At 59.3% G+C, this 24,437-nt stretch carries 21 protein-coding genes and 2 tRNA genes; 11 read left to right on the forward strand and 12 right to left on the reverse strand.

The genetic code is table 11. From position 1 onward, the window contains the following. Positions 1 to 283: 283 nt before the first annotated feature. Positions 284 to 1,225: a glyoxylate/hydroxypyruvate reductase GhrA gene (gene ghrA / locus JK232_RS00265; RefSeq protein ID WP_212588631.1), complete on the reverse strand. Its 942-nt coding sequence runs from the start codon at positions 1,223 to 1,225 to the stop codon at positions 284 to 286. A gap of 47 nt (positions 1,226 to 1,272) precedes the next feature. Further along, on the reverse strand, positions 1,273 to 2,742 hold the full coding sequence (locus tag JK232_RS00270; protein ID WP_072931113.1) for a peptide MFS transporter: 1,470 nt from the start codon (positions 2,740 to 2,742) through the stop codon (positions 1,273 to 1,275). Between the two features lie 422 nt (positions 2,743 to 3,164). On the opposite strand from JK232_RS00270, the gene JK232_RS00275 reads away from it, so the two are divergent. Both JK232_RS00275 and JK232_RS00280 read left to right on the forward strand, forming a co-directional pair. Beyond that, positions 3,165 to 3,254 (forward strand) — tRNA-Ser (locus JK232_RS00275). Positions 3,255 to 3,859: 605 nt separating this feature from the next. After that, positions 3,860 to 3,949 (forward strand) — tRNA-Ser (locus JK232_RS00280). A gap of 69 nt (positions 3,950 to 4,018) precedes the next feature. Here JK232_RS00280 and JK232_RS00285 read toward each other — a convergent pair. Next, positions 4,019 to 5,110, reverse strand: coding sequence for a GGDEF domain-containing protein (locus tag JK232_RS00285; RefSeq protein WP_072931115.1), 1,092 nt, complete (start codon positions 5,108 to 5,110; stop codon positions 4,019 to 4,021). A 315-nt stretch (positions 5,111 to 5,425) separates the two neighbouring features. Between JK232_RS00285 and dauA the strand changes: the two genes are divergently transcribed. Further along, positions 5,426 to 7,117 (forward strand): C4-dicarboxylic acid transporter DauA, encoded by a 1,692-nt coding sequence (dauA, locus tag JK232_RS00290; RefSeq protein ID WP_072931117.1) that lies wholly within the window; start codon positions 5,426 to 5,428, stop codon positions 7,115 to 7,117. Between the two features lie 75 nt (positions 7,118 to 7,192). Here dauA and kdsA read toward each other — a convergent pair whose 3' ends face one another. The 6 genes from kdsA to hemA are packed head-to-tail and all read right to left on the reverse strand — an operon-like array spanning position 7,193 to position 12,588. After that, the gene (gene kdsA, locus JK232_RS00295) at positions 7,193 to 8,047 is read right to left on the reverse strand and encodes a 3-deoxy-8-phosphooctulonate synthase (protein WP_101829255.1); all 855 of its coding nucleotides are present in this window, start codon (positions 8,045 to 8,047) and stop codon (positions 7,193 to 7,195) included. 49 nt (positions 8,048 to 8,096) lie between these two features. Beyond that, positions 8,097 to 8,906 carry an invasion regulator SirB1 gene (sirB1, locus tag JK232_RS00300; RefSeq protein ID WP_072931122.1) on the reverse strand — a complete coding sequence of 270 codons (810 nt, stop codon included), beginning with the start codon at positions 8,904 to 8,906 and terminating at the stop codon, positions 8,097 to 8,099. Positions 8,907 to 8,909: 3 nt separating this feature from the next. Next, complete coding sequence (locus JK232_RS00305; protein ID WP_072931124.1) at positions 8,910 to 9,302, reverse strand: SirB2 family protein; 393 nt, start codon at positions 9,300 to 9,302, stop codon at positions 8,910 to 8,912. A gap of 52 nt (positions 9,303 to 9,354) precedes the next feature. Continuing rightward, positions 9,355 to 10,188, reverse strand: coding sequence for a peptide chain release factor N(5)-glutamine methyltransferase (gene prmC / locus JK232_RS00310; protein ID WP_101829254.1), 834 nt, complete (start codon positions 10,186 to 10,188; stop codon positions 9,355 to 9,357). After that, entirely contained in the window at positions 10,188 to 11,270 is a 1,083-nt protein-coding gene (prfA, locus tag JK232_RS00315; RefSeq protein WP_212588632.1) for a peptide chain release factor 1, read from the reverse strand. The genes prmC and prfA overlap by 1 nt, the downstream gene beginning before the upstream one ends. 55 nt (positions 11,271 to 11,325) lie before the next feature. Next, entirely contained in the window at positions 11,326 to 12,588 is a 1,263-nt protein-coding gene (gene hemA / locus JK232_RS00320) for a glutamyl-tRNA reductase (protein WP_072931131.1), read from the reverse strand. 229 nt (positions 12,589 to 12,817) lie between these two features. Between hemA and lolB the strand changes: the two genes are divergently transcribed. The 3 genes from lolB to prs all read left to right on the forward strand — a co-directional run bounded on the left by lolB (position 12,818) and on the right by prs (position 15,408). Next, a complete protein-coding gene (gene lolB / locus JK232_RS00325; protein WP_072931133.1) occupies positions 12,818 to 13,456 on the forward strand; it encodes a lipoprotein insertase outer membrane protein LolB in 639 nt (212 codons plus the stop codon). Between the two features lies 1 nt (position 13,457). Beyond that, entirely contained in the window at positions 13,458 to 14,327 is an 870-nt protein-coding gene (ispE, locus tag JK232_RS00330) for a 4-(cytidine 5'-diphospho)-2-C-methyl-D-erythritol kinase (RefSeq protein WP_072931135.1), read from the forward strand. Between the two features lie 133 nt (positions 14,328 to 14,460). Continuing rightward, positions 14,461 to 15,408 carry a ribose-phosphate diphosphokinase gene (prs, locus tag JK232_RS00335; protein WP_101816112.1) on the forward strand — a complete coding sequence of 316 codons (948 nt, stop codon included), beginning with the start codon at positions 14,461 to 14,463 and terminating at the stop codon, positions 15,406 to 15,408. Between the two features lie 123 nt (positions 15,409 to 15,531). Here prs and ychH read toward each other — a convergent pair whose 3' ends face one another. Further along, positions 15,532 to 15,804 carry a stress-induced protein YchH gene (gene ychH, locus JK232_RS00340; RefSeq protein WP_072931136.1) on the reverse strand — a complete coding sequence of 91 codons (273 nt, stop codon included), beginning with the start codon at positions 15,802 to 15,804 and terminating at the stop codon, positions 15,532 to 15,534. 274 nt (positions 15,805 to 16,078) lie between these two features. On the opposite strand from ychH, the gene pth reads away from it, so the two are divergent. Beyond that, positions 16,079 to 16,663 carry an aminoacyl-tRNA hydrolase gene (gene pth, locus JK232_RS00345; protein ID WP_175558173.1) on the forward strand — a complete coding sequence of 195 codons (585 nt, stop codon included), beginning with the start codon at positions 16,079 to 16,081 and terminating at the stop codon, positions 16,661 to 16,663. Positions 16,664 to 16,694: 31 nt separating this feature from the next. On the opposite strand, the gene JK232_RS00350 is transcribed toward pth, so the two are convergent. Continuing rightward, positions 16,695 to 18,221 (reverse strand): SulP family inorganic anion transporter, encoded by a 1,527-nt coding sequence (locus tag JK232_RS00350; RefSeq protein WP_101829252.1) that lies wholly within the window; start codon positions 18,219 to 18,221, stop codon positions 16,695 to 16,697. A 332-nt stretch (positions 18,222 to 18,553) separates the two neighbouring features. Between JK232_RS00350 and ychF the strand changes: the two genes are divergently transcribed. From ychF to JK232_RS00370, 4 genes are all read left to right on the forward strand, one after another. Then, positions 18,554 to 19,645 (forward strand): redox-regulated ATPase YchF, encoded by a 1,092-nt coding sequence (ychF, locus tag JK232_RS00355; protein ID WP_072931143.1) that lies wholly within the window; start codon positions 18,554 to 18,556, stop codon positions 19,643 to 19,645. Between the two features lie 378 nt (positions 19,646 to 20,023). Then, positions 20,024 to 21,223, forward strand: coding sequence for an MFS transporter (locus JK232_RS00360; RefSeq protein ID WP_246538156.1), 1,200 nt, complete (start codon positions 20,024 to 20,026; stop codon positions 21,221 to 21,223). A gap of 180 nt (positions 21,224 to 21,403) precedes the next feature. Next, a complete protein-coding gene (locus tag JK232_RS00365) occupies positions 21,404 to 22,183 on the forward strand; it encodes an MBL fold metallo-hydrolase (protein WP_072931147.1) in 780 nt (259 codons plus the stop codon). A gap of 120 nt (positions 22,184 to 22,303) precedes the next feature. Further along, positions 22,304 to 23,314 (forward strand): GlxA family transcriptional regulator, encoded by a 1,011-nt coding sequence (locus JK232_RS00370; RefSeq protein WP_072931215.1) that lies wholly within the window; start codon positions 22,304 to 22,306, stop codon positions 23,312 to 23,314. A gap of 64 nt (positions 23,315 to 23,378) precedes the next feature. On the opposite strand, the gene JK232_RS00375 is transcribed toward JK232_RS00370, so the two are convergent. After that, a complete protein-coding gene (locus JK232_RS00375; protein ID WP_072931149.1) occupies positions 23,379 to 24,410 on the reverse strand; it encodes a methionine synthase in 1,032 nt (343 codons plus the stop codon). Between the last annotated feature and the right edge of the window lie 27 nt (positions 24,411 to 24,437).

A 24,437-nucleotide genomic window follows, 5' to 3' on the forward strand; every position in this document is an offset into this window, starting at 1 on the left:
ATAACTTCAGGCCAGGGTGAATACCTGATAATGAATTTCCAGATTATTTGAGAAACGGGGGAACGGTAAAATATTATTAAGCTAGCGTCTGGATAGAAAATAATGAGGCAGGCATCCGGCCACAATGCGTGAGAATCTTTTTTGCTTACCGTAATGGCATAATTTTATATTTTGTTGTGAGGCATTAAATTGGGTTCAGCGTATTTTATCGTGCTTAGGGTCAATGTATTGCGGGGAGGTGCCACCGCAGCGGCGGCACCCTGATACAACGTTCTGAAGATTTTCAATAACCGCGTTCGCGGTCAACCATTCCGGCGGGGGGTTTTCCCTGTTCAATGGCGCGGATATTGGCGGCTATCTGATCCATCGCCTGTGCCGGCAGGGTCACGGCCGCGATGTGCGGCGTCACCGTGACGCGCGGATGTGACCAGAACGGGTGCATCCGCGCCAGCGGCTCATCGGCAAACACATCCAGCGCGGCGGCGGCCAGGTGCCCCTGATCCAGCGCGGTAAGCAAATCCCCCTCTTTCAGGTGTGCGCCGCGCGCTGCGTTGATCAGATACGCCTGGGGGGCGAGCTGTTTCATCAGCGCCAGATCGAGGATGCCGGCCGTCTCCGGCGTGTTCGGCAACAGATTGATCAGCAGCCGGGTACCGTGCAGGAACGCCGGTAAATTATCGCGGCCGTGGAAACTCTCAACGCCTTCGATCTGTTTCGGGCTGCGGCTCCAGCAGCGCACGGTAAACCCGAGCGCCACCAGCACCTGCGCCACCTGCTGCCCCAGTACCCCGGCCCCCATAATGCCGATCGGGAAACTCTCCTGCCGGTAGGGTTTCAGCGGCTGCCACTGTTTCTGCTGTTGCTGGAGCTGGTACTCATCCATCCGGCGGAAAAAGCGCAGCACATAGGCCAGCACATACTCCTGCATCTGCTGCCCCATGCCGGTGTCCTCCAGCCGCAACAGCGGCACGCCCGCCGGCAGCGTGCCCGGTGCCTGCTGCTCCTGCGCCAGAATGGCATCAACGCCTGCGCCCAGGGCAAAGATGCCCTTCAGCCCGCTGCGGTCCGCCAGCATCTCACGCGGCGGCTGCCACACCAGCGCATAGTCCGCCGGGGCATGATCGCCGGGTTGCCAGACGCGCACCTGCGCCTCCGGCAGACGTTGCGTCAGCCCGGTGACCCACGTCTGGCTGTTAAAGGTCGGATGATAAAAAAGGATGTTCATGCACTGCCCTCCTGATGTTATTCCATGTCCATCGGCGCGCGGCGGGTTCAGGCGGCCGGGCGCTGTATCAGTTTACGCAGTAACGGTATCAGCACCAGTAATACCACACCGGTGGCCACTGCCCCCCAGCCTAACGTGTTGAAGATACTGCTGTAACCGGGGTTGGTGAGCAACGGCGTGCTGCCGCTGTTTTGCGGCATCAGCCCGGAGATGTACCCGGCCAGCACCGACGCCACGCCGGTGACCATCATCCAGCAGCCCATCATGATGCCCTGATAACGGGCCGGGGCGAGTTTGCCGATCATCGCATAGCCAATCGGGGAGATCAGCAGTTCACCCAAGCTCTGCAACACGTAGCTGGCAACAATCCATTTAAACGCCACCAGCCCGTCCGCGCCCGCCAGTGAGATCCCGATTGGCAGCACCAGCATCCCCAGCCCGATGCAGAACAGCGAGGCAGAAAACTGCAACGGGATGTCGATGCGCCAGCCGCGCAGGCGCAGGCGGCTGAACAGCCAGGCCATCAGCGGCCCGCCCACCACAATCACCAGGGTATTGATGTTCTGCACCCACTGCGGGGCGACGCGCAGGCCATAGACGTTCAGGTCAATATTGTGTTCGGTAAACAGCATCAGGCCCATCGGTGCCAACTGGTAGAGCATCCAGAACACCAGCGACCCCAGCGCCAGCAGCAAATAGGCCATCATGCGGCGGCGTTCATCCCGTTGCGGATGACGCAGCGTGACCACGCCCAGTGCCAGGAAGATCAGCACGCCCAGCGTCACCACGAAATAACCGCTGAAACCGGCGTGGGTCAGCAAGACCCGGATCAGCGGCACCAGCAGCAGCAGGATCACCACCCCGATCAGCATGTTCAGGCGAAAACGCCCATGGGAAGCCTCGTTCAGCGGGGTGTTAACATCCTTCAGGATGCGCCAGCGCAACAGGGTGATCACAATCGCCAGTAGGTTGCCAAAGGTGGCAAACAGGAACAGCGCGCGGTAGTTTTCACTCAGCTGGAAATAGCCGGCCACGGCAAAGCCGATAAAGAAGCCGAGGTTCATCCCGGCGTAGTTCCAGAGGAACGCCGACTCACGCCGCTCATCCTCCGGGCGGAAGCGCTGCGTCAGCATCATGTTCAGGCAGGTGACGTTCAGGCCGCTGCCGGTGAGGAACATCGCCAGCCCCCAATAGAGTCCGCTGACCCCGGCCGTGGCAATCAGCCAGCAGCCGATCACCTGTAACACCATGCCCAGCACAAACAGGTTGCGGTTGCTGAGGTAACGCCCGCCGAGGTAACCGCCGAACAGATGCAGGCCATAGTTGAACGCGCCGAAAACGCCCATCATGGCGTTGGCGTTGCCCTCACTGAAGCCGAGTTTTTTGGTGGCATAGAGCACCAGTGTGGAGTAGAGCACGGCGAAGCCGAGCGTGGAGAAGATCTGGATGAAGAAAAGTGTCCCGGCACCGGCAGGAATGTGATGCCCGCCCTGCGGTGTGGTGGATGTGTGATGCATAAACCCTCTGTATTTCCTTAGCCTGTTTCAGTCCGGCATCTGGCGGCGCGCTGCCCTGCCCGCTGTGCGCGGTTATTTTATTCCCGGCTTGTGGCCGGGCATTTTTTCTATTTAGCGCCACGAACTGCCGGATTGCCAGCTTTATTAGCAGGCTATTGATTGTTTAGTCATTATTTACCCCATTTATTGCCTATTTATGCACATTGAAGCGGTAACCGGGTAGGCGCGCACTTAAAACACGGGGCCGGCACGGCGAACCGGGGCGAACTGTGCAGAGTTACGTCATAAATTGTTTTTTAAAACAACAGATTGCTGAAAGTTTAACTAAACGATAAAAACCTGAAAAAAGGGGCTTGACCCATTGCGCTGACCTCCCTATAGTAGCGCCCCGTTGAGACGCGATAGCGGCGAGACGAAAATATGGTGAGGTGTCCGAGTGGCTGAAGGAGCACGCCTGGAAAGTGTGTATACGTGAAAACGTATCGAGGGTTCGAATCCCTCCCTCACCGCCATATTCAAAAGCAGAAGGCCCCGATGAAAATCGGGGCCTTCTGCTTTTGCATCCGGGGATGGGCGGCTGATGAGAACCCTGTGTTCGCCAAAACGGCAGGAAGCCGTTTTGCATGGCGCAGCCACCCGCAGGGCGAGCGCCAGGGAGGGCGCGAGTGCATCCCGACCGCACCGCCCTGATAAAAAGAAGGCCCCGATGAAAATCGGGGCCTTCTGCTTTTGCATCCGGGGATGGGCGGCTGATGAGAACCCTGTATTCGCCAAAATGGCAGGAAGCCGTTTTGCATGGCGCAGCCACCCGCAGGGCGAGCGCCAGGGAGGGCGCGAGTGCATCCCGACCGCACCGCCCTGATAAAAAGCAGGCCCCGATGAAAATCGGGGCCTTCTGCTTTTGTGGCGCGGGAACATGCTTTTTGCTGCCCTGATCAGAAAATTTTCTTTTTTTCGGCCGTTGCCGGGTGCTTAAACCCGGCAAAACGGCGACATTCGCGGCAAAGCGCACAGAGCTTAACCATTTGCCAACAAACAGAGAAAATCTTCTTGACCCTTTGCACCGACCTCCCTATAGTAGCGCCCCGTTGAGACGCGATAGCGACGAGACGAAAACGGTGAGGTGTCTGAGTGGCTGAAGGAGCACGCCTGGAAAGTGTGTATACGTGAAAGCGTATCGAGGGTTCGAACCCCTCTCTCACCGCCATATTCAAAAGCAGAAGGCCCTGATGAAAATCAGGGCCTTCTGCTTTTGTATCCTTTTCCTCCCTGTCCGCTAACCCGGCCCGTCCCCAAGCTGGTCCAGTTGCATAATCCGGCTGCACATCACCTGGTTTTTACCGTTGCGCTTGGCCTGGTAGAGGGCGTCATCCGCCATTTCCACCGCTTTGCTCATCACCATCCCCGGCAGATAAATCGCGGCCCCGATAGACACCGTGACGGACAAGGTTGCGCCCTCCGCCAGCCGCAGGGTACTGGACGACATCGCCTGCCGGATCCGCTCGGCGGTCTCCACGATGGGTTCGGTATTGTGGCGTTCCATAATCACCAGAAACTCCTCTCCCCCGTAGCGCCCGGCAAAATCGGCGCTGTCGATGGTCTGCATCAGCACCTCGCTCAGTTGCACCAGCAGCTGATCCCCCACCAGATGCCCGTGGGTGTCATTCACCTGTTTGAAATTATCGATGTCAATCAGCAGCAGGCCGCCCGGTTTCTGGTGGGCCTGCAGTGACATCAGTTTGAAATCGATGCTGGTGCGGTTATTGAGCCGTGTCAGGCTGTCGAGCGTGGCGCGGTCGCGCAGCGAAAAATAGGCGTGAATATGCCGCTCGGCAAAATTGAGCGCATGGTAGCAAACCGCAAGGCAGCCGGTGACCGCACACTGGTAAAACAGCACCTCATACCAGGGCACCTGCAGCGGCTGGCTATAGGCCAGCGCTATCCGGTAAAACGCGATCAGGATAATGACGCGGTAAAACAGCCGGTGGGTTTTATGCCGCCAGACGCGCAACAGCAGCAACGGCAGCAGGATGGAGGCGATCAGCAGGTTATCCAGCGAGAGCGGCTGCGTCAGCGCCACATTGACCAGAAAACTGGTGACCCCACTCAGCCAGCCACCAAAAAACGTCACCAGGATAATCGGGATCATCGCGAAGCTGAAAAAGAGATGGGTGGAAAGCGCAAGCCGGTCCGGGATCAGGTAGTACAGCGCCAGCCCGGAGAGCAGGCCGAACGCGACCCGTTTCCAGGCTTCGCTCTGCCAGGAGAACGCCGATTGGCTGCTCAGCAAAAAATAACTCAGGGAAAGCGTCGCATAGGTAACACAGATGTCCGCATAAAGTGCCGGATAGGATAAAAACAGGTGCATGATTGTTGCCTCTCCCTCTGCTGCCGCCCGGTACGCTTGCGATTTCAAGCCATTACCTCACTATAGATGAATCACACCCGCCGGGTGCCCGCGCCGCTGAGGGTGTGAGGGCGCCGACATTTTCTGCTGATAATGATAACCCCTGCTTATCAGCGCCATACAAACCCTTCTTTGCATGTGCTTTATTGCACACCCTCCCCGCCAGAGTTTGACTTACATCTATAACCCCCGTTGCTGACGGGCGTATGGTATGCGCGCTTATCCCGGCGGGCTGGTCAGGCTCCGCTTTTATTCTCTCTTTTGGGTTGTTCTGTAATGAAAATGCATGGATTCCGCGCCCTCCTCCGGGGCAATGCGCTGGCAGAGGCCTGCCGGCATGAACCGTATTCGCTTCAGCGCCTGATGAAAGATGCCGTGGCAGGCATCACCGTGGGGATTATTGCGATTCCGCTGGCCATGGCACTGGCGATTGCCAGCGGGGTGCCGCCCCAGTATGGCCTCTATACCTCGGCGATTGCCGGGCTGGTGATTGCGCTGTGCGGCGGCTCGCGTTTCAGCGTCTCCGGCCCGACGGCGGCTTTTGTGGTGATCCTGTTCCCGGTGTCCCAACAGTTTGGCCTGGCCGGGCTGCTGGTGGCGACCCTGCTCTCCGGCGTGATGCTGGTGCTGATGGGCATCGCCCGTATCGGCAGGCTGATTGAATATATCCCGCTGCCGGTCACGCTGGGCTTTACCTCCGGCATCGGCATTACCATCGCCACCATGCAAATCAAAGATCTGTTCGGGCTGGAGATGGCAACCGTGCCGGAACATTTCACCGACAAAGTAGTGGCGCTGGCGCAGGCCCTCCCCAGTTTCAGCGCGGCAGATGCGGTGATTGGCATCACGACGCTGGCGGTGCTGGTTCTCTGGCCGCGGCTGGGTGTGCGGCTGCCGGGGCACCTGCCGGCACTGCTGCTCGGCACCGGCGTGATGGCGCTGCTGGCCACCCTGGGGCACCCGGTCGCCACCATCGGCTCACGCTTTAGTTACCTGCTGGCGGACGGCACCCAGGGCATCGGCATCCCACCGATCCTGCCGCAACTGGCGCTGCCGTGGAACGTCACCGCCGGGAATGAGCCGGCAGTGACGCTGAACTGGGCGCTGGTGTCCGCGCTGCTGCCGGCGGCGTTTACCATGGCGATGCTGGGGGCGATTGAGTCTTTGCTCTGCGCGGTGGTGCTGGACGGCATGACCGGCAGTAAACACCACGCCAACAATGAGCTGATTGGCCAGGGGATCGGGAATATTGTGGCGCCGTTTTTCGGCGGCATCACTGCCACTGCCGCCATTGCGCGCTCGGCGGCCAATGTGCGTGCCGGTGCCACCTCGCCGGTGGCGGCCGTTATCCACGCCCTGCTGGTGCTGCTGGCGCTGCTGAGCCTCGCCCCGCTGCTGGCCTATTTGCCGATGGCGGCGATGGCGGCGTTACTGCTGATGGTGGCCTGGAACATGAGCGAGGCGCACAAAGTGGTGGGCCTGCTGCGCCGTGCGCCGAAGGATGACATCATCGTGATGCTGCTCTGCATGAGCCTGACGGTGCTGTTTGATATGGTGCTGGCGATAAGCGTCGGTATCGTGCTGGCTTCGCTGCTGTTTATGCGCCGGGTGGCGCGCATGACCCGCCTGACGGAAATCCCCGGCCAGCCCGCCGGGACGCAACTTTTCCGCGTCAGCGGCCCGCTGTTTTTCGCCGCGGCCGAGCGGATCTTTGAGGAGCTGGCGGCGCGCACCCAACAGGCCGAACGCATTATCCTGCAATGGGATGCGGTGGTGGTGCTGGATGCCGGGGGCCTGAACGCCCTTCAGCGCTTTATTGACACCCTGCCCGCCGGGAAGCAGCTCTGCATCTGTGAGGTGCCTTACCAGCCGCTGAAAACGCTGGCACGCGGCCGGGTGCAGCCGGTGCCGGGGCGGCTGATGTTTTGTGCCACCTTGCCGGACGCGCTCCACGCCACGGCGGCCTGATCGGCAGGCGTAAAAAAGGCGATACGCTTATCGCCTTTTTATGCCTGCTTTCACCCCGCCCAGGCGGTGTGTGCATTACTTGCTGGTGTCGAGTTCCGGGAAGTTTTTCACCAGGTCGTCGATGGCTTTCATCTGCATCAGGAACGGTTCCAGCTTGTCCAGCGGCAGCGCGGACGGGCCGTCACACTTGGCGTTGGCCGGGTCCGGGTGCGCTTCGATGAACAGACCGGCCAGGCCGACTGCCATACCGGCACGCGCCAGCTCAGCAACCTGACCGCGGCGGCCGCTGGAGGCCGCGCCAAACGGGTCACGGCATTGCAGCGCGTGGGTCACGTCGAAGATCACCGGGTGGCCGTTGGTGGCCTGGACCATGACGTTGATGCCCAGCATGTCAACCACCAGGTTGTCATAGCCGAAGTTGCTGCCGCGGTCACACAGGATAACCTGATCGTTCCCGCCCTCTTTAAACTTCTCAACGATGTTGCCCATCTGGCCAGGGCTGACGAATTGCGGTTTCTTCACGTTGATGACGGCACCGGTTTTCGCCATGGCTTCAACCAGGTCAGTCTGGCGTGCCAGGAAGGCCGGCAGCTGGATCACATCCACCACGTCCGCCACCGGCTGCGCCTGCCAGCTCTCGTGCACGTCAGTGATGATTTTTACGCCGAACGCCTGCTTCAGTTCCTGGAAGATTTTCATGCCCTCATCCAGGCCCGGCCCACGGTAAGAGTGGATAGAGGAGCGGTTGGCTTTATCAAAAGAGGCTTTGAACACGTACGGAATACCGAGCTTCTGCGTCACGGTGACGTAGTGCTCACACACGCGCATGGCCATGTCACGTGATTCCAGGACGTTCATGCCGCCAAACAACACAAACGGCAAATCGTTCGCGACGTTGATATCGCCAATGCTGACCACTTTTTGTTTCATGCTTTCGCCTTTATTCAGGGAGATAAATTGACTATGTCACAGCGCACGCTTAATGCAGCACAATCCGTTTCTCCTCAAGCGCATCGATTTGCGACTTGAGTACCTGCGACACCGGATCATCCGGACACTGTTCAACAAAATAGCGCAGATCGGCGTGGGCAATATGCTCACAGTCGAGGTGGGCATAGATAAGCCCCCGATCGCGCCGTTCGTACGGGTCATCCGGGTCAAACGCCAGAATGGCCTGGCTGGCGGCCAGCGCCAGCTCCATCTGCCGCTCTTCCATCAATGACGCCTTGAGCGTGTCCAGCATTCTGCGTACTACCAGGGAATTATCGCACTCATCAATGTCCTCATCCTCCAGTTGTGCGCCGAAACCCAGGTTGCCCTTGATCCACGCCTCCAGGGTATGTTCGTTGAGGGTCTCCCCGTTCAGGGGATTGATGAGCCACATTTCATTGTCGAGCCAGTCCGCCCGCAGGATGAGCTGGGTCGGGAAAATCACCGGCGAGAGCGGAAGATCAATCGCACCGGCGATGTGTAAAAACAGGGTGCCGAGGGAGACCGGCGTTCCTTCGCGCGACGCCAGCACCTTATCCAGCCAGATGGCATCCGAGAGGCGGTAAACGCCCCCTGCGCCGCCGAAGCCCCAGGTCTGGTAGAACAGCGCGATCAACGCCTCGAGCCGCTGCTCCTGACTTCCGCCCGGCGGCACCGCCTGCCGGGCCTCGGCCACCAGCGCACGCAACTGCCGCGCTACGTCGCTGCCCGGAAAATCAGCGCGTATCGCCTCGGAAATGCGGATGATCCCGGCACTCAGCGGGACATCATCAAAAGCAAACTCAGCCACACTACTCATTTATTATCCTAACAACAGCGGCACTTTCGTGACCGCCAGTTTCACAATCAGGGCCAGGCAGATCAGCGCCAGAATGAAGGCGGCCCAGCGGGCAGACTGACTGCGTGGCTTTTTGCTCAGGGCAACGAAGCCCAGCGCAATATAGATAATAACGCCGAATAACTTCTCCGTCAGCCATGCACCTTGCGGGCTGAAGGGATAAAAATGGGTGATAATGACCAGCGAGACGCCGCTGAGCAACAATACCGTGTCATTAATATGGGGGACAATCCGTACCCAGCGTTGCTGCAGGCGCGGTGAGCGGCGGCAGAGCCAGTAAAAGCGCACCACCAGTAGCGTCACGCTGAGCAGTACCGTGAGAATATGCAGATCTTTTACCCATACATAAGCAGCCATGCCATTGTCCTTAATCAGAAGTTATGCGGTGAATATCACGTCACAGAAACGGTCAGCCGGCCCAGCGGCCGAGGGTAATACGGTCATTGCCGCCATAATCCTGCCGGGTGGTGACCTCACTGAATCCCCTGTCAGTCAGGCAGGCGCGCACCGCAGCCGCCTGTTGCCAGCCATGTTCCAGCAGCAGCCAGCCGCCGGGCTGCAAAAAGCCCGGCGCAGCCGTAATGATGTGCCGCAGGTCTGCCATCCCCTGTTCGTCGGCCACCAGCGCCGACGCCGGTTCAAAGCGCACATCGCCTTCGGCCAGGTGCGGGTCAGCGGCATCGATATAGGGCGGGTTGCTGGCGATGAGCTCAAAACGTGCGCCCGCGACCGGCGTGAACCAGCTGCCCGCGAGGAACTGCACATTGCGGATGCCGAGCGTCGCGGCGTTCTGTTGCGCCAGCGCCACGGCCTCCGGCTGACGGTCCACGCCGGTGACCTGATCCTGCGGGCGCTCACTGGCCAGCGCCAGCGCAATCGCCCCGGTGCCGGTGCCGAGATCCAGCACCCGGCAGGCGCTGCCCGGCAGGCGTGCCAGCGCCTCTTCCACCAGGCATTCGGTATCGGGACGGGGGATAAGCGTCGCAGGGGACACCGCCAGCGGCAGTGACCAGAATTCACGCACGCCGACCAGATAAGCGACCGGTTCACCCTGCGCCCGGCGCGCCAGCAACGCCTCAAGCCGGGCAAGCTGCTCATCACTCAGCAGGGTTTCACCAAAGGCGAGAATAAAGGTGCGCGCCCGGCCGGTGACATGGCCGAGCAGGATTTCTGCATCGCGGCGCGCGCTGTCACTGTGGGTGAGGCGCGCCGCGGCATCCGCCAGCCAGCTGCGGAAATCCATTACTCTTGCTCAGACAGGGCAGCCAGCTGATCGGCCTGATACTCCTGCACAATCGGCTGGATTAACGCGTCGAGTTTGCCTTCCATCACCTCATCCAGACGGTAAATGGTCAGGTTGATACGGTGATCGGTCACGCGCCCCTGCGGGAAGTTATAGGTGCGGTTACGGTCAGAACGGTCGCCGCTGCCGAGCAGGTTACGGCGGGTTGAGGCTTCCGCCTGCTGGCGTTTGGCCATTTCCGCGGCATGGATGCGCGCACCCAGCACCGAGAGCGCCTTGGCTTTGTTTTTGTGCTGTGAACGCTCGTCCTGGCACTCCACCACGATGCCGGTCGGCAAGTGGGTGATACGGATGGCGGAGTCGGTGGTGTTAACGTGCTGGCCGCCCGCGCCGGAGGAGCGGAAAGTATCAATTTTCAGATCGCCGGCGTTGATCTCCGGCAGCTCCGCTTCCGGCACTTCCGGCATCACCGCCACGGTGCAGGCGGAGGTGTGGATGCGCCCCTGGGATTCGGTTTCCGGCACGCGCTGCACGCGGTGGCCGCCCGACTCAAACTTAAGCTGGCCATACACGCCCTCGCCGGAAATTTTGGCAATCACCTCTTTGAAGCCACCATGTTCGCCTTCGTTGGCGCTCATGATCTCTACCCGCCAGCGGCGGCTTTCAGCATAGCGGCTGTACATGCGGAACAGGTCACCGGCAAAAATCGCCGCCTCATCACCGCCGGTGCCGGCGCGCACTTCCAGGAAGCAACTGCGCTCATCGTCAGGGTCTTTCGGCAACAGCAACAGCTGCAACTGCTGCTCCAGTGTCTCTAGGGTCGCCTTGCTCTCTTTAATCTCTTCCTGCGCCATGTCGCGCATTTCCGGATCGTCGAGCATCAGTTCGGCGGTGTGCAGGTCGGCCTGCACCTGGCGCCACTGCTGGAAGCAGCGGGTGACATCCGACAGCTGGGCATACTCACGCGACAGGGCGCGGAAACGATCCTGGTCGGCGATAACGCTGGCATCGCCAAGCATCGCCTGGACTTCTTCATGGCGCTCTTGCAACGCGTCCAGTTTGGCAACAATAGAGGGCTTCATGCGTGGTAGTTAACCTTGTTTCTCATAGCGGATGTCAGATGTTTTTCGTTGAAAATTATGGCTTTTCCAGCCCAAGGCTGTCACGCAGAATTTGCAGCCGCTCCACATCACCGGATTGCGCCGCCTGCTGCAACGATTTGGTCGGCGCGTGGATCAGGCGGTTGGTGAGCTTATGCGCCAGTTCATGGATCACCGCCTGCACGTCCGCGCCCTGCGCGATGGCGGCCAGCGCCCGCGCTTCCATCTCATTGCGCACGCTGTCTGCATGGGCGCGGTAATCCCGGATCATCTCCACCGCGCCCTGTGAGCGCAGCCAGGCCATGAAGTTGGTGCTCTCCTGCGCCACGATGGTTTCCGCCTGAATCGCGGCGGCCTTACGCTGGGCCAGGTTGTTCTGGATGATGGAGTGCAGGTCATCCACGCTGTAGAGGTAGGCGTTGGAGAGCTTGCCGACTTCCGGCTCAATGTCACGCGGCACTGCGATGTCCACCAGCAGCATCGGCTGGTTGCGGCGCGCCTTGAGCGCCCGTTCCACCATGCCTTTGCCGATGATCGGCAGCGGGCTGGCGGTGGAACTGATAATAATGTCGGCATCCGCCAGGCGGGCGTCGATCTCCGGCAGGGTGATCACTTCCGCCCCGACTTCGTCAGCCAGCGCCTGCGCGCGTTCCCGCGTGCGGTTGGCGATCATCATATGTTTGACGCGGTGCTCGCGCAGGTGGCGCGCCACCAGCTCGATAGTCTCGCCCGCACCGACCAGCAGCACGTTGAGGTCAGCCAGCGATTCAAAGATCTGCCGTGCCAGGGTACAGGCCGCAAACGCCACGGAGACCGCACTGGCGCCAATGTCGGTTTCAGTACGCACTCGCTTGGCGACAGAGAAGGATTTCTGGAACAGGCGCTCAAGCTCGCCCGACACGGAGTGCCCGCGTTGTGATTCCGCAAAGGCTTTTTTCACCTGCCCCAGGATCTGCGGCTCGCCCAGCACCAGCGAGTCCAGCCCGCTGGCCACGCGCATCAGGTGGCTGACCGCCTCATTATCATGGTGCCAGTAGAGGCTCTGGCGCACCTCGTCTTCGCTGAGCTGGTGGTAATCACACAGCCAGGCGACCAGTTGCTCCTTGAGGTTCTCCTGCTCTTCCACACTGAGATAAAGTTCCGTGCGGTTACAGGTAGACAGCACAACGCCCCCCTGCACCAGCGGTTGCCGGAGCAGGCTGTTCAACGCCTCATCGAGGGTATCCGGGGAGAAGGTCACCCGTTCACGCAACGACACCGGCGCGGTTTTATGATTGATACCTAATGCAAGCAGGGTCATGGGAATGGTTTTGAATAATACTTATCTTGATATGGGATTGGTCTGAACGGCATTCTACTTGATGCGCGGGATCAATAAAAGCAACACCGCATTATCAGTGCAATTGATGAAAAGCCCGTTCCCGGTCATTTTCAGCCACATAAGAAGATTGACGCTTACCGGCAAGCCCGTTAGCGTGGAAAGCTGTGTTAGCATTAACGTATCACTTTAAAGGATATGATGGATTATTATGCCAAAGCCACCGCGTAACGCCGCACGCCTGAGCCTGCTGCGCCTGCTCCCGCTGGCCAGCGTCCTGCTGGCTGCCTGTACCCTCACTGCCCCGCGCGGCCCGGCCACCAGCCCGGACTCCCCGCAGTGGAAACAGCACCAGCAGCAGGTGCAGCAACTCACCACCTACCAGACCCGCGGCGCCTTCGCCTACCTTTCTGACCGGCAGAAAGTGTACGCCAACTTCTTCTGGCAGCAGTCCAGCCCGACCCACTACCGCCTGTTGCTGACCAACCCGCTCGGCAGCACCGAAATGGAGCTGCGGGTGCAGAACAGCGTGGCGCAGCTCATCACCAAAGACGGCAAAAAGTACGTCAGCGACAACCCGGAAGAGATGCTGCAGAAACTCACCGGCATGGCGATCCCGCTCAACAGCCTGCGCCAGTGGATGCTGGGCCTGCCGGGTGACGCCACAGACTTCACGCTGGATGACCGCTACCGCCTGAACACCCTGACCTACAGCCAGAACGGCACGGCGTGGAACGTCGAATATGCCGGGTATGATGATGAGGTCACCCCTGCGCTGCCGAGCAACCTGACGCTGACCCAGGGCGAACAACGCATCAAACTGAAAATGAACCGCTGGACCCTGAAATAACATGACGCACTTCTGGCCCTCCCCGGCAAAACTCAATCTGTTCCTTTATATCACCGGCCGGCGGCCGGATGGCTACCATCTGTTGCAGACGCTGTTCCAGTTCCTCGACTATGGCGACACCGTGGGCGTGGCCCCGCGTGATGACGGCAACATCGTGCTGGCGACACCCGTGGCGGGTGTGCCGGAGGCGCAGAACCTGATGGTGCGCGCGGCCCGGCTGCTGCAACAGCATTGTGACCAGGCGCAGATTGACAGCCTGCCGCGCGGTGCCACACTGAGTATTGAGAAAGTCTTGCCGATGGGCGGCGGGCTGGGCGGCGGCTCCTCCAATGCGGCCACGGTGCTGGTGGCGCTGAACCAGCTCTGGCAGTGCGGCCTGAGTGACGACACCCTGGCCGGCCTGGGCCTGCAACTGGGGGCCGATGTACCGGTGTTTGTGCGCGGCCATGCGGCGTTTGCCGAAGGCATCGGCGAGCAGTTGCAGCCGGCAGCGCCGGAAGAGAAGTGGTATCTGGTGGCGCACCCCGGCGTCAGCATCCCGACGCCGGTGATTTTTGCCGATCCGGCACTGACGCGTGACACCCCGGTGCGGTCGCTGGAGACACTGTTACGCAGCCCCTACGCAAATGATTGCGAAGCGATTGCAAGAAAACGTTTTTACGAGGTTGAACAGCTTCTTTCATGGCTGTTAGAATACGCGCCGTCACGCCTGACTGGCACCGGAGCCTGTGTTTTTGCTGAATTCGACACAGAATCCGCTGCCCGGCAGGTGTTAAATCAAGCTCCTGAATGGGTAAACGGTTTTGTTGCGCGAGGTGTGAATATTTCGCCGCTGCACCGTGCCCGCCGGGAGTGTGGAAACGTGAATTAATGCCGGTGCGCCCGCTGCGCCTGTGTTAACCGCCCTCCACTGATATACCGTATGTATATTGCGGCCATGCCACACTTCGCCCGGTGATGTGGCCGACGATATCTTCTCTGGACGCAAGCCTGAGGTTCTTCTCGTGCCTGATATGAAGCTTTTTGCTGGTAACGCCACCCCGGAACTAGCACAACGTATTGCCAACCGTTTGTACACCAGTCTTGGTGACGCCGCTGTAAGTCGCTTCAGCGACGGCGAAGTCAGCGTGCAAATCAACGAAAATGTACGCGGTGGTGATATTTTCATCATCCAGTCCACCTGTGCACCCACCAATGACAACCTGATGGAACTGGTTGTGATGGTTGATGCGCTGCGCCGCGCTTCCGCAGGCCGCATCACTGCTGTTATCCCCTACTTTGGTTATGCCCGTCAGGATCGCCGCGTGCGCTCTGCCCGTGTGCCGATCACCGCGAAAGTGGTGGCGGACTTCCTCTCCAGTGTTGGGGTTGACCGTGTGTTGACGGTGGATCTGCATGCTGAACAGATTCAAGGCTTCTTCGATGTGCCGGTAGACAACGTCTTTGGCAGCCCGATCCTGCTGGAAGATATGTTGCAGCAGAACCTGGAGAACCCGATTGTGGTTTCCCCGGACATCGGTGGTGTGGTGCGCGCCCGCGCGATTGCCAAACTGCTGAACGACACGGACATGGCCATCATCGATAAACGCCGTCCGCGTGCCAACGTTTCCCAGGTGATGCATATCATCGGTGACGTTGCCGGCCGTGACTGTGTGCTGGTTGATGACATGATCGACACCGGCGGCACCTTGTGCAAAGCAGCGGAAGCGCTGAAAGAGCGCGGTGCCAAACGTGTGTTCGCCTATGCGACCCACCCGATCTTCTCCGGTAATGCGGTTGAGAACATCAAAAACTCGGTGATTGACGAAGTGATCATCTGCGACACCATTCCGTTGTCGCCGGAGATCCGCGCGCTGAGCAAAGTGCGTACGCTGACGCTGTCCGGTATGCTGGCTGAAGCCATCCGCCGTATCAGCAATGAAGAGTCCATCTCGGCAATGTTCGAGCATTAATCGGCGTGGCCGCCTGCGGCCGCCGGGTAGTGTTCGTTGCCATAAAAAACCGCCGGTTATGCCGGCGGTTTTTTTATGTGCGGAAGCTATTGCCCGCCAGGCTCCCCGCCTGGCGCGAAAAGATTAGCGCGGGTGATGTGACCGGCTGCAGCGTTTATCAAAATGCTTCACCCACCAGTAGCGGTCGCACACCTGTTCACGCCCGCCCAGCCTGGCCCCGGCCAGCCACAGCAGCGCACCGACAAAGATGCTCATGATGGCGCCATGGGCAAAATATTGCGGCAGGTTAAGCTGCGGCAACTGGTTGAGGATGGAGTAGCCGACGCCGACTATCATGGTCAGCAGGCCCAGCCCCATTAAAAGGTTACCCGCCAGCGTTGCATGTTTACGTCTCATTTCACACCTCCCTGAAGTCACCCGATCGGTTACCGGGGCTAATTGATGAAAGTATAGGCAGAGCTTATGGCGGGAGTTGCGGAGAGGATCACAGAAGGCAAAGAACTTTTGACAATTCTTTACTAAAACGCCGGTTTTTAATTAACATTAACAATAATATACAAAGTTCATTATTCAACTTTTAAGGTTTTTCCCCCTGCCGCGCCCCGGCTTTTGTCATCATGCCTTTCCACAGGTAAACTAGCCGGCTCTATTTCTTATGAAGCGAAATCCCGTGAGCAGCATAAAACTCATTGTTGGCCTGGCAAACCCAGGCGCTGAATATGCCCAGACCCGCCATAACGCCGGGGCCTGGTATGTCGATCTGCTGGCGCGTCAGCACAATGTCTCCCTGAAAGAAGAGAGCAAATTCTTCGGCTACACCGGCCGCCTGACGCTGGCCGGGCAGGATGTGCGCCTGCTGGTGCCCACCACCTTTATGAACCTGAGCGGCAAAGCCGTGGCGGCGATGGCAACGTTCTACCGGCTTAACCCGGATGAGATCCTGGTGGCCCATGATGAGCTGGACATCCCGCCGGGTGTGGCAAAAGTGAAACTGGGCGGCGGCAACGGCGGCCATAACGGCCTGAAAGATATCCAGAGCAAACTGGGCAATAACCCGAACTTTTACCGCCTGCGCATCGGCATCGGCCATCCGGGTGATAAGAATAAAGTGGTGGGGTTTGTGCTCGGCAAGCCGCCGGCCAGCGAACAGCAGCTGATTGACAGTGCGATTGATGAATCCCTGCGCTGCACCGAGATCCTGATGAAAGAGGGTCTGGAAAAAGCCGTACAGCGGCTGCACGGCTTCAAAGCGTAATCACAGCGGGCCTTGCGCCCGCTGCCTGTCATCAGGTGCGGCGCACGTCGCCCTCCCCGGCCTCACCGGGTTCCGGCTGGTAATCCTCTTCCGCCACAAAATAGTGCGGGTCATCCAGCTCATGGCTGCAGAACGGCCCGGCCTTCGCCAGCAACCGCACACAATCCGGGCTGAGGTGGCGCAGGCGGATGCGTTTGCCCGCCTCCAGGTAACGGGTGGTGAGCTTGTCGATCGCTTCCACGCCGCTGGCGTCCATCACGCGGGTGGCGGCGAAATCAATCACCACCTGATCCGGGTCGTTTGCCGGGTCGAACAGCTCGGCAAACGAGGCGGCCGAGCCAAAGAACAGCGGCCCTTCCAGCTGATACACGGCCAGTTCCCCTTGCTGCTGACGGTGACGCACGCTGATGCGCGCATGTTGCCAGGCAAACACCAGCGCAGAGATAATCACGCCGCTGATGACCGCGACCGCCAGATCGGTAAAGATGGTGATCAGCGTCACCGCCAGCATCACCAGCACGTCCGCTTTCGGCATCCGGCGCAGGCGGCGCAGTGAGCTCCACTCAAAGGTGTTGTAGCAGACCACCAGCATGATACCGGCCAGCGCCGCCACCGGCAGCAGACCGATATATGTCGACAAACTGACCACAAACAGGATCAGCAGCAGCGCGCCGACCACGCCGGAGAGCCGCCCGCGGCCGCCGGAGGTGAAGTTAATGATCGACTGCCCGATCATGGCGCACCCGGCGAAGCAGCCGAACACGCCGCAAAGCGCGTTGCCCGCCCCTTGCGCGATGCTTTCACGGTTGCCGTTGCCCTTCTTGTTGCCCATCTCGTCCAATACCGTCATGGTCAGCAGCGATTCAATCAGGCCCACCAGTGCAATCACCACCGCATAAGGCAGCACGATGCGCAGCGTCTCGAGGGTCAGCGGCGCGGCCGGCAGGTGGAAGCTCGGCAGCGTCCCGGAGATGTCCGCCATGTCGCCTACCCGCAGGGTGTGCAGGTTAAAGCCGATCGCCACCGCCGACACCACAATCAGCGCCGCCAGGGAAGACGGGATAACCTTAGTGAGTTTCGGGAACAGGCAGACCACCAGGATCGCCAGCAGCACCAGCGCATACATCATCGGCCCCTGCCCGGCGATCATATGCAGCTGCGCCAGCATAATCACAATCGCCAGCCCGTTAACAAAGCCGTGCACGGCCGGCAGCGGCACCAGCCGGATAAATTTCCCCAGGCGCAGCACACCGATGGCGATCTGGATAATCCCGGCGAAAATTGTCGCCCACAGGACGTAGTCCATGCCGTGTTCACTGGCGAGGCTCATCAGCACCACCACAATCGACCCGGCCGCGCCGGAGACCATGCCCGGTTTGCCGCCGAACAGGGCGGTCACCAGCCCGATGATAAAGGCGGTATGCAGCCCGACAATCGGTGACAACCCGGCCACCAGTGAAAATCCGACCGCTTCCGGCACCATAGAGACCGCCACAACACAACCGGCCAGCACGTCATTTTTGACGCCGGCCAGTCTGGCGTTCGTTATTCCAGACATAAGGAATCCATATTTTATTTGGGTAGCACAACCGCTTCCCCCTAAGGGGACAATGAGATCACCGCAGGCGCAGTGGAGTGCAGCGCATCAGGCTGCCGGGAGGGGAAAGGCTCAGGGTGGACCAGGCAGAAAATACATCCGGCGCGTTTCCTGTCAGTTAAAAAGTGGTAGCAGTATCGGCAAAGCGTGCGCCAAAGGCAAGCCCGGCAGGCGGTGCCGAGATGCGGATCGAGATAAATATGCTTTCCGTGTATAATAAAGGATAAGTGTGCAATTCATTCATGCGGCCTTTGTTAACCGCATGATATTTAAGCGATTAAGGTGAGATAAACATGGGATTCAAATGCGGTATCGTCGGCCTGCCGAACGTGGGTAAATCTACGCTGTTCAACGCCCTGACCAAAGCGGGTATTGAGGCGGCGAACTTTCCGTTCTGCACCATAGAACCCAACACCGGTGTGGTGCCGATGCCGGATCCGCGTCTGGACCAGCTGTGCGAGATCGTCAAACCTCAGCGCGTGGTGCCGACCACCATGGAATTCGTTGACATCGCCGGTCTGGTGAAAGGCGCGTCCAAAGGTGAAGGCCTGGGCAACCAGTTCCTGACCAACATCCGCGAGACCGAAGCCATCGGCCACGTGGTGCGCTGCTTTGAGAACGACAACATCATCCACGTGAACAACAAAGTTGACCCGGCGGATGATATTGACGTGATCAACACCGAGCTGGCGCTCTCTGACCTCGACACCTGCGAACGCGCCATCCAGCGTGTGCAGAAGAAAGCCAAAGGCGGCGACAAAGACGCCAAAGCCGAGCTGGCTGCGCTGGAAAAATGTTTGCCGCAACTGGAAAACGCCGGGATGCTGCGCGCGCTGGACTTGAGCGCGGAAGATAAAGCGGCCATCCGCTACCTGAGCTTCCTGACGCTGAAGCCGACCATGTACATCGCCAACGTCAACGAAGACGGGTTCGAGAACAACCCGTACCTGGACAAAGTGCGTGAAATCGCGGCAGCCGAAGGCTCCGTAGTGGTGGCCGTGTGTGCGGCCGTCGAGTCTGACATCGCCGAGCTGGAAGATGAAGACCGCGCCGAGTTTATGGCTGAACTGGGTCTGGAAGAGCCGGGCCTGAACCGCGTGATCCGCGCCGGTTACCAGCTGCTGAACCTGCAGACCTACTTCACCGCCGGGGTTAAAGAAGTCCGCGCCTGGACCATCCCGGTAGGTGCCACTGCCCCGCAGGCGGCCGGTAAAATCCACACCGACTTTGAAAAAGGCTTTATCCGCGCCCAGACCATCTCCTTTGATGACTTCATCACCTACAAAGGTGAGCAAGGTGCCAAAGAGGCCGGTAAAATGCGTTCTGAAGGCAAAGAGTACATCGTCAAAGATGGCGATGTGATGAACTTCCTGTTCAACGTCTGATGTGATGCCGGGCTGACCGCCCTGCCACACGCCCCTGATAAAATCCACGCCACGGCGTGGATTTTTTTATCCCCTCTTCATGTGATCCCCACCGCCCCCCTGAAGCGCGCCAGACGCGGCAGCCCACCTGATGCGCCCGGCCAACGCGCCGCCCGGCATATTGGCCTGTTTCCATCGTTCATTGGCCGGCGGCCTGCTCACGGCCCCCGGTGCAAGCGCCCTATACTCGCCGCTCACAGGCATCCTGGCGGGTTACCGCTCGCTGCCCTATCCGCCTGATGGGCTGTCCTGCTTTTCCGTCAGGCGTTCAGGGCACCGCACTGACCCTGCCCGGATGCCGCATTTCTTCTTTTCTGGAGCGTCACCACCATGAGAAATATGCATCGACAGGTGCTGATCCTTGCCGGTTCACAGGCCATCTTCCAGTCAATTTCGGTGTTGATCATGACTATCGGCGGGCTGGCCGGTGCCCTTTTGACGAGCAGCCCGGCGCTGATGACCGTGCCGCTTTCCATGGCGAGCCTGGGCACGGTAGTGGTCATGTTCCCTGCCTCGTTATGGATGAGCCGGACAGGCAGAAAACCCGGCTTCCTGACCGGCGCGTTAAGCGGCATGGTGTCGGCGGCCATTGCCATGATGGCGATGATCCACCATTCCTTCCTGCTGCTCTGCCTCAGCATGTTCTTTCTGGGGGTTTATCAGGCATTTGCCCAGTTTTACCGGTTTGCCGCGGGTGAAGTCTCCCTGCCCGCCTGCCGTACCCACGCGATCTCCCTGGTGCTGGCCGGCGGCGTCGTGGCCGCCCTGCTGGGGCCGTTTCTGGCCAGCCGCGGAAGTACCCTGTTCAGTGTGCCCTATGTGGGTTCCTTCCTGTTTATGGGCATCATGGCGTCGGTGGGCCTGTTGCTGTTATCACGCTTGCAGATGCCGGTGCAAGCTGCTGAATTTTCGGCAGAAGAGGCAGCGCGCCCCTGGAAAAAGGTGGTGTCCCAGCCCGCGTATCTGGTGGCGCTTTTTTCCGGCGCATCGGGGTTCGGGATAATGGTGCTGGGCCTGACGGCGACGCCGATTGCCATGAAACATGAGGGTTTTACGCTGGCCTCCATCGCTGCGGTGGTCCAGCTTCATATCCTGGGGCGCTTCATCCCCTCCTTTTTCACCGGGAAGCTTATTGACCGGTTTGGCGTCATTAACCTGATGCTGGCGGGCATTCTGCTGATGCTGGCTTATATGGGGCTGGCGTTTTCAGGGGCCACATGGGGAAGGTTTGCCGTGGCCTTAATCCTGATGGGTATAGGCTGGAATTTCCTCTACATCGGCGGCACCAGCCTGCTTGCCACTACCTACACCTCAGCAGAAAAGGGGGTTGCCCAGGCGGCCAATGATATGAGCGTGTTTATTTTCAGCCTGCTTTGCTCGCTGGGGGCCGGCCCGCTCCTGAATACGTTTGGCTGGAAGCTCATGCATCTGCTGTTAGTGCCCTGGGCGCTGTTGCTTGCCGTGCCGCTGTTATGGCTTGCCCGGCAGAAAAAGCGTTACCCACCGGCGGCGGATGAGGCCGGTCTGCCTTTGCCCTAAACGGCATCGCGGCCGGAATGCGCCGGGAAACAGGGTTGACCCGATTTCATCGATGAATGGCCCACGCGCCTGTCACGGCTGCCCCGCCCCGCCTTTATAGTAAGCCAACTCGCCGCCGCCCCGCCTGAGTGCCGGGCAGGGGCGCGGCGGCCTGAACCTGATTAATCACTGGAGCTATCAATGAAATTAACGCAAATCCGTAATGCCACGCTGGTGCTGGACTATGCCGGTAAAAAATTCCTTATCGACCCGATGCTGGCAGAGAAAGAAGCCTGGGATGGCTTTGCCGGGAATGCGCGCCCCCATCTTCGTAACCCGATGGTGGCCCTGCCGGTGACGGTGGAATCGTTACTGTCAGCAGACGCGGTGATCCTGACGCATACGCATACCGACCACTGGGACGAGGCCGCGCAGCAGGCCATCCCTAAAGAGAAGGTGATCTATACGCAAAATGAGCATGACGCCGCGCTGGTACGTAGCCAGGGCTTTCTGAATGTGCGCGTCCTGAAAGAAGAGAATGCGTTTGTCGATGGGCTGACGATCTATAAAACTGACGGCCAGCACGGCAGTAACGACTTGTATGCCGATCCGCTGTGGGGCGATTTACTGGGCGATGCCTGTGGGCTGGTCTTTACCCACCCTGATGAAAAAACGCTCTACATTGCCGGCGATACCGTCTGGGTCAAGCCTTATGTCAGAAGCCTTCAGCGTTTCCAGCCGGACGTGGTGGTGCTGAATACCGGCTATGCGGTCAACGACCTTTACGGGCCTATCATCATGGGTAAAGAGGATACGCTGCGCACGCATAAGATGCTGCCTGAAGCGACCATCGTTGCCTCGCACATGGAGTCAATCAACCATTGTCTGCTGACCCGCGCTGAGCTGCGTGAGTTTTCGCTTGAACACGGCATTCAGGATAAGGTGCTTATTCCGGCAGACGGTGAAACAATGGCCTTCTGACCGGTTTCCATCTGACGGGGAAATGCCCTGGCCCACGCCGGCGGTGGCTTTCCCCCTTCCACACGTTGTGGTGTCGCCACCGCTCAGCCGGTGGCGATGCCCTGCCAGAGGGTGATGTTTATGTCTGCACTGACGGTTGCCGTCATCGCTACGGCGGGCTTCAGCCCGTTTCACTTTTCCGTGCCCTGTATTCTTTTCGGGCAGTCCATGCCGCAGCCGGACTTATTCCGGGTGGAGATCTGTGCTGAGCAGCCCGGCGTGGTGCTCTCTGATATTGGGTTGTCAATCAATGTCGGGCATGGGCTGGAGCAGCTTGACGTGGCAGACATTGTGATTGTGCCGTACTGGAATAACCCGGACGAAAAACCCTCCCAGGCACTGCTGGACAAGCTGATAAGCGCATGGCAACGCGGCGCTGAGGTGGTGGGCCTCTGTTTGGGGACGTACGTGCTCGCCTATTCTGGCTTACTTAACCAGCGCCGGGCGGCCACCCACTGGGAGTATGAAAAGGATTTCACTGAGCGGTTCCCGGCCGTGCATCTGGACAGGAACTCGCTCTATACCTGCGATGAGCGCCTTATTACCTCTGCGGGCACGGCAGCCGGGATTGATTGTTGCCTGAATATCATCCGTGACCATTACGGCTCGGCGATTGCCAACCGGGTGGCACGGCGAATGGTGGTGCCCCCGTACCGTGAGGGCGGGCAGGCCCAGTTTATTGAACGCCCGGTGCCGGTCTCCACGCGGGACAGCAAAATGAACGCGCTGATTGACTACCTGCGCCGCCATCTGGATAAACCCCACGACATCGACTCACTGGCCGGGTTGGTCAACATGAGCCGGCGGACGCTGACGCGGCATTTTTTCAAGGCGACCGGCACCACGCTGGGTGAATGGCTGAACGCAGAGCGCCTGCAAAGGAGCCAGGAGTTGCTGGAAACCACAGACAGCAGCATTGAACGCGTGGCTGAGATGGTGGGGTTTCAGTCGCCCGTCTCATTCCGGCAGAGTTTTAAAGCGCGGTTCAGCGTCAGCCCAAGTGAATGGCGCCGGGCCTTTCGCGGCCCGGCCCACCGGCACCCTGACGGGGAGTCAGGCCGCGTTTCAACTACGCGGCCCGGTGTGGTTTGAAGGGGGAATGAGTGATGCGCCGGCGGGCTGCGCGGTTTTTCAGCAGCCCGTTTTCCGGCCGGGGTTATTTCGCCAGCAGTTCTCTGCGGACAATCTCTGCGCCTGCGCTTAACGCACTCAGTTTGCCCCGTGCCACGTGGCGGGATAACGGGGCCATGCCGCAGTTGGTGCACGGGTAGAGCTTGTCAGCGTCAACGAATTGCAGGGCCTTGCGCAACGTTTCGGCCACCTGCTCAGGGGTTTCAATGGTATTGGTGGCCACGTCAATGGCACCTACCATCACTTTTTTACCCCGGATCAGTTCAATCAGCTCCATCGGCACATGGGAGTTCTGGCACTCCAGGGAGACGATGTCGATACTGGATTTTTGCAGCTTAGGGAAAATTTCCTCATATTGACGCCACTCGGTGCCCAGCGTCTTTTTCCAGTCGGTATTGGCTTTGATGCCGTAACCGTAACAAATATGCACCGCCGTTTCACACTTCAGCCCTTCAATGGCTTTTTCTAACGCAGCAATCCCCCAGTCATTCACCTCATCAAAGAACACGTTAAAGGCCGGCTCATCAAACTGGATAATATCAACGCCCGCCGCTTCTAACTCTTTGGCTTCCTGATTAAGAATTTTGGCAAATTCCCAGGCGAGTTTTTCGCGGCTTTTATAGTGGCCGTCATACAGCGTGTCGATCATTGTCATCGGGCCGGGCAAGGCCCATTTGATCGGCTGGTCGGTGTGCCGGCGTAAAAATTTGGCATCGTCCACAAACACCGGTTTTTGGCGGCTCACCTCACCCACCACGCTCGGCACGCTCGCCTCATAGCGGTTGCGGATTTTCATTACCTGACGATTCTCAAAATCCACGCCGTCCAGGTGCTCAATAAAGGTCGTGACAAAATGTTGGCGTGTCTGCTCACCATCACTGACAATATCAATCCCGGCCTGTTGTTGTTCTGCCAGGCTTACTTTCAGTGCATCCTGTTTGCCCTCAATCAGCTCTTCATCCTGCAATTTCCAGGGTGACCAGAGTTTCTCAGGCTGCGCGAGCCAGGAGGGTTTAGGTAAGCTGCCGGCAGTCGACGTAGGTAATAACTTTTTCATAATAGATGACCTTGTATTTTTAGTTGA

This window comes from Nissabacter archeti, assembly GCF_018257325.1.
In the GTDB taxonomy this organism is placed as follows: Bacteria; Pseudomonadota; Gammaproteobacteria; order Enterobacterales; family Enterobacteriaceae; genus Chimaeribacter; species Chimaeribacter arupi.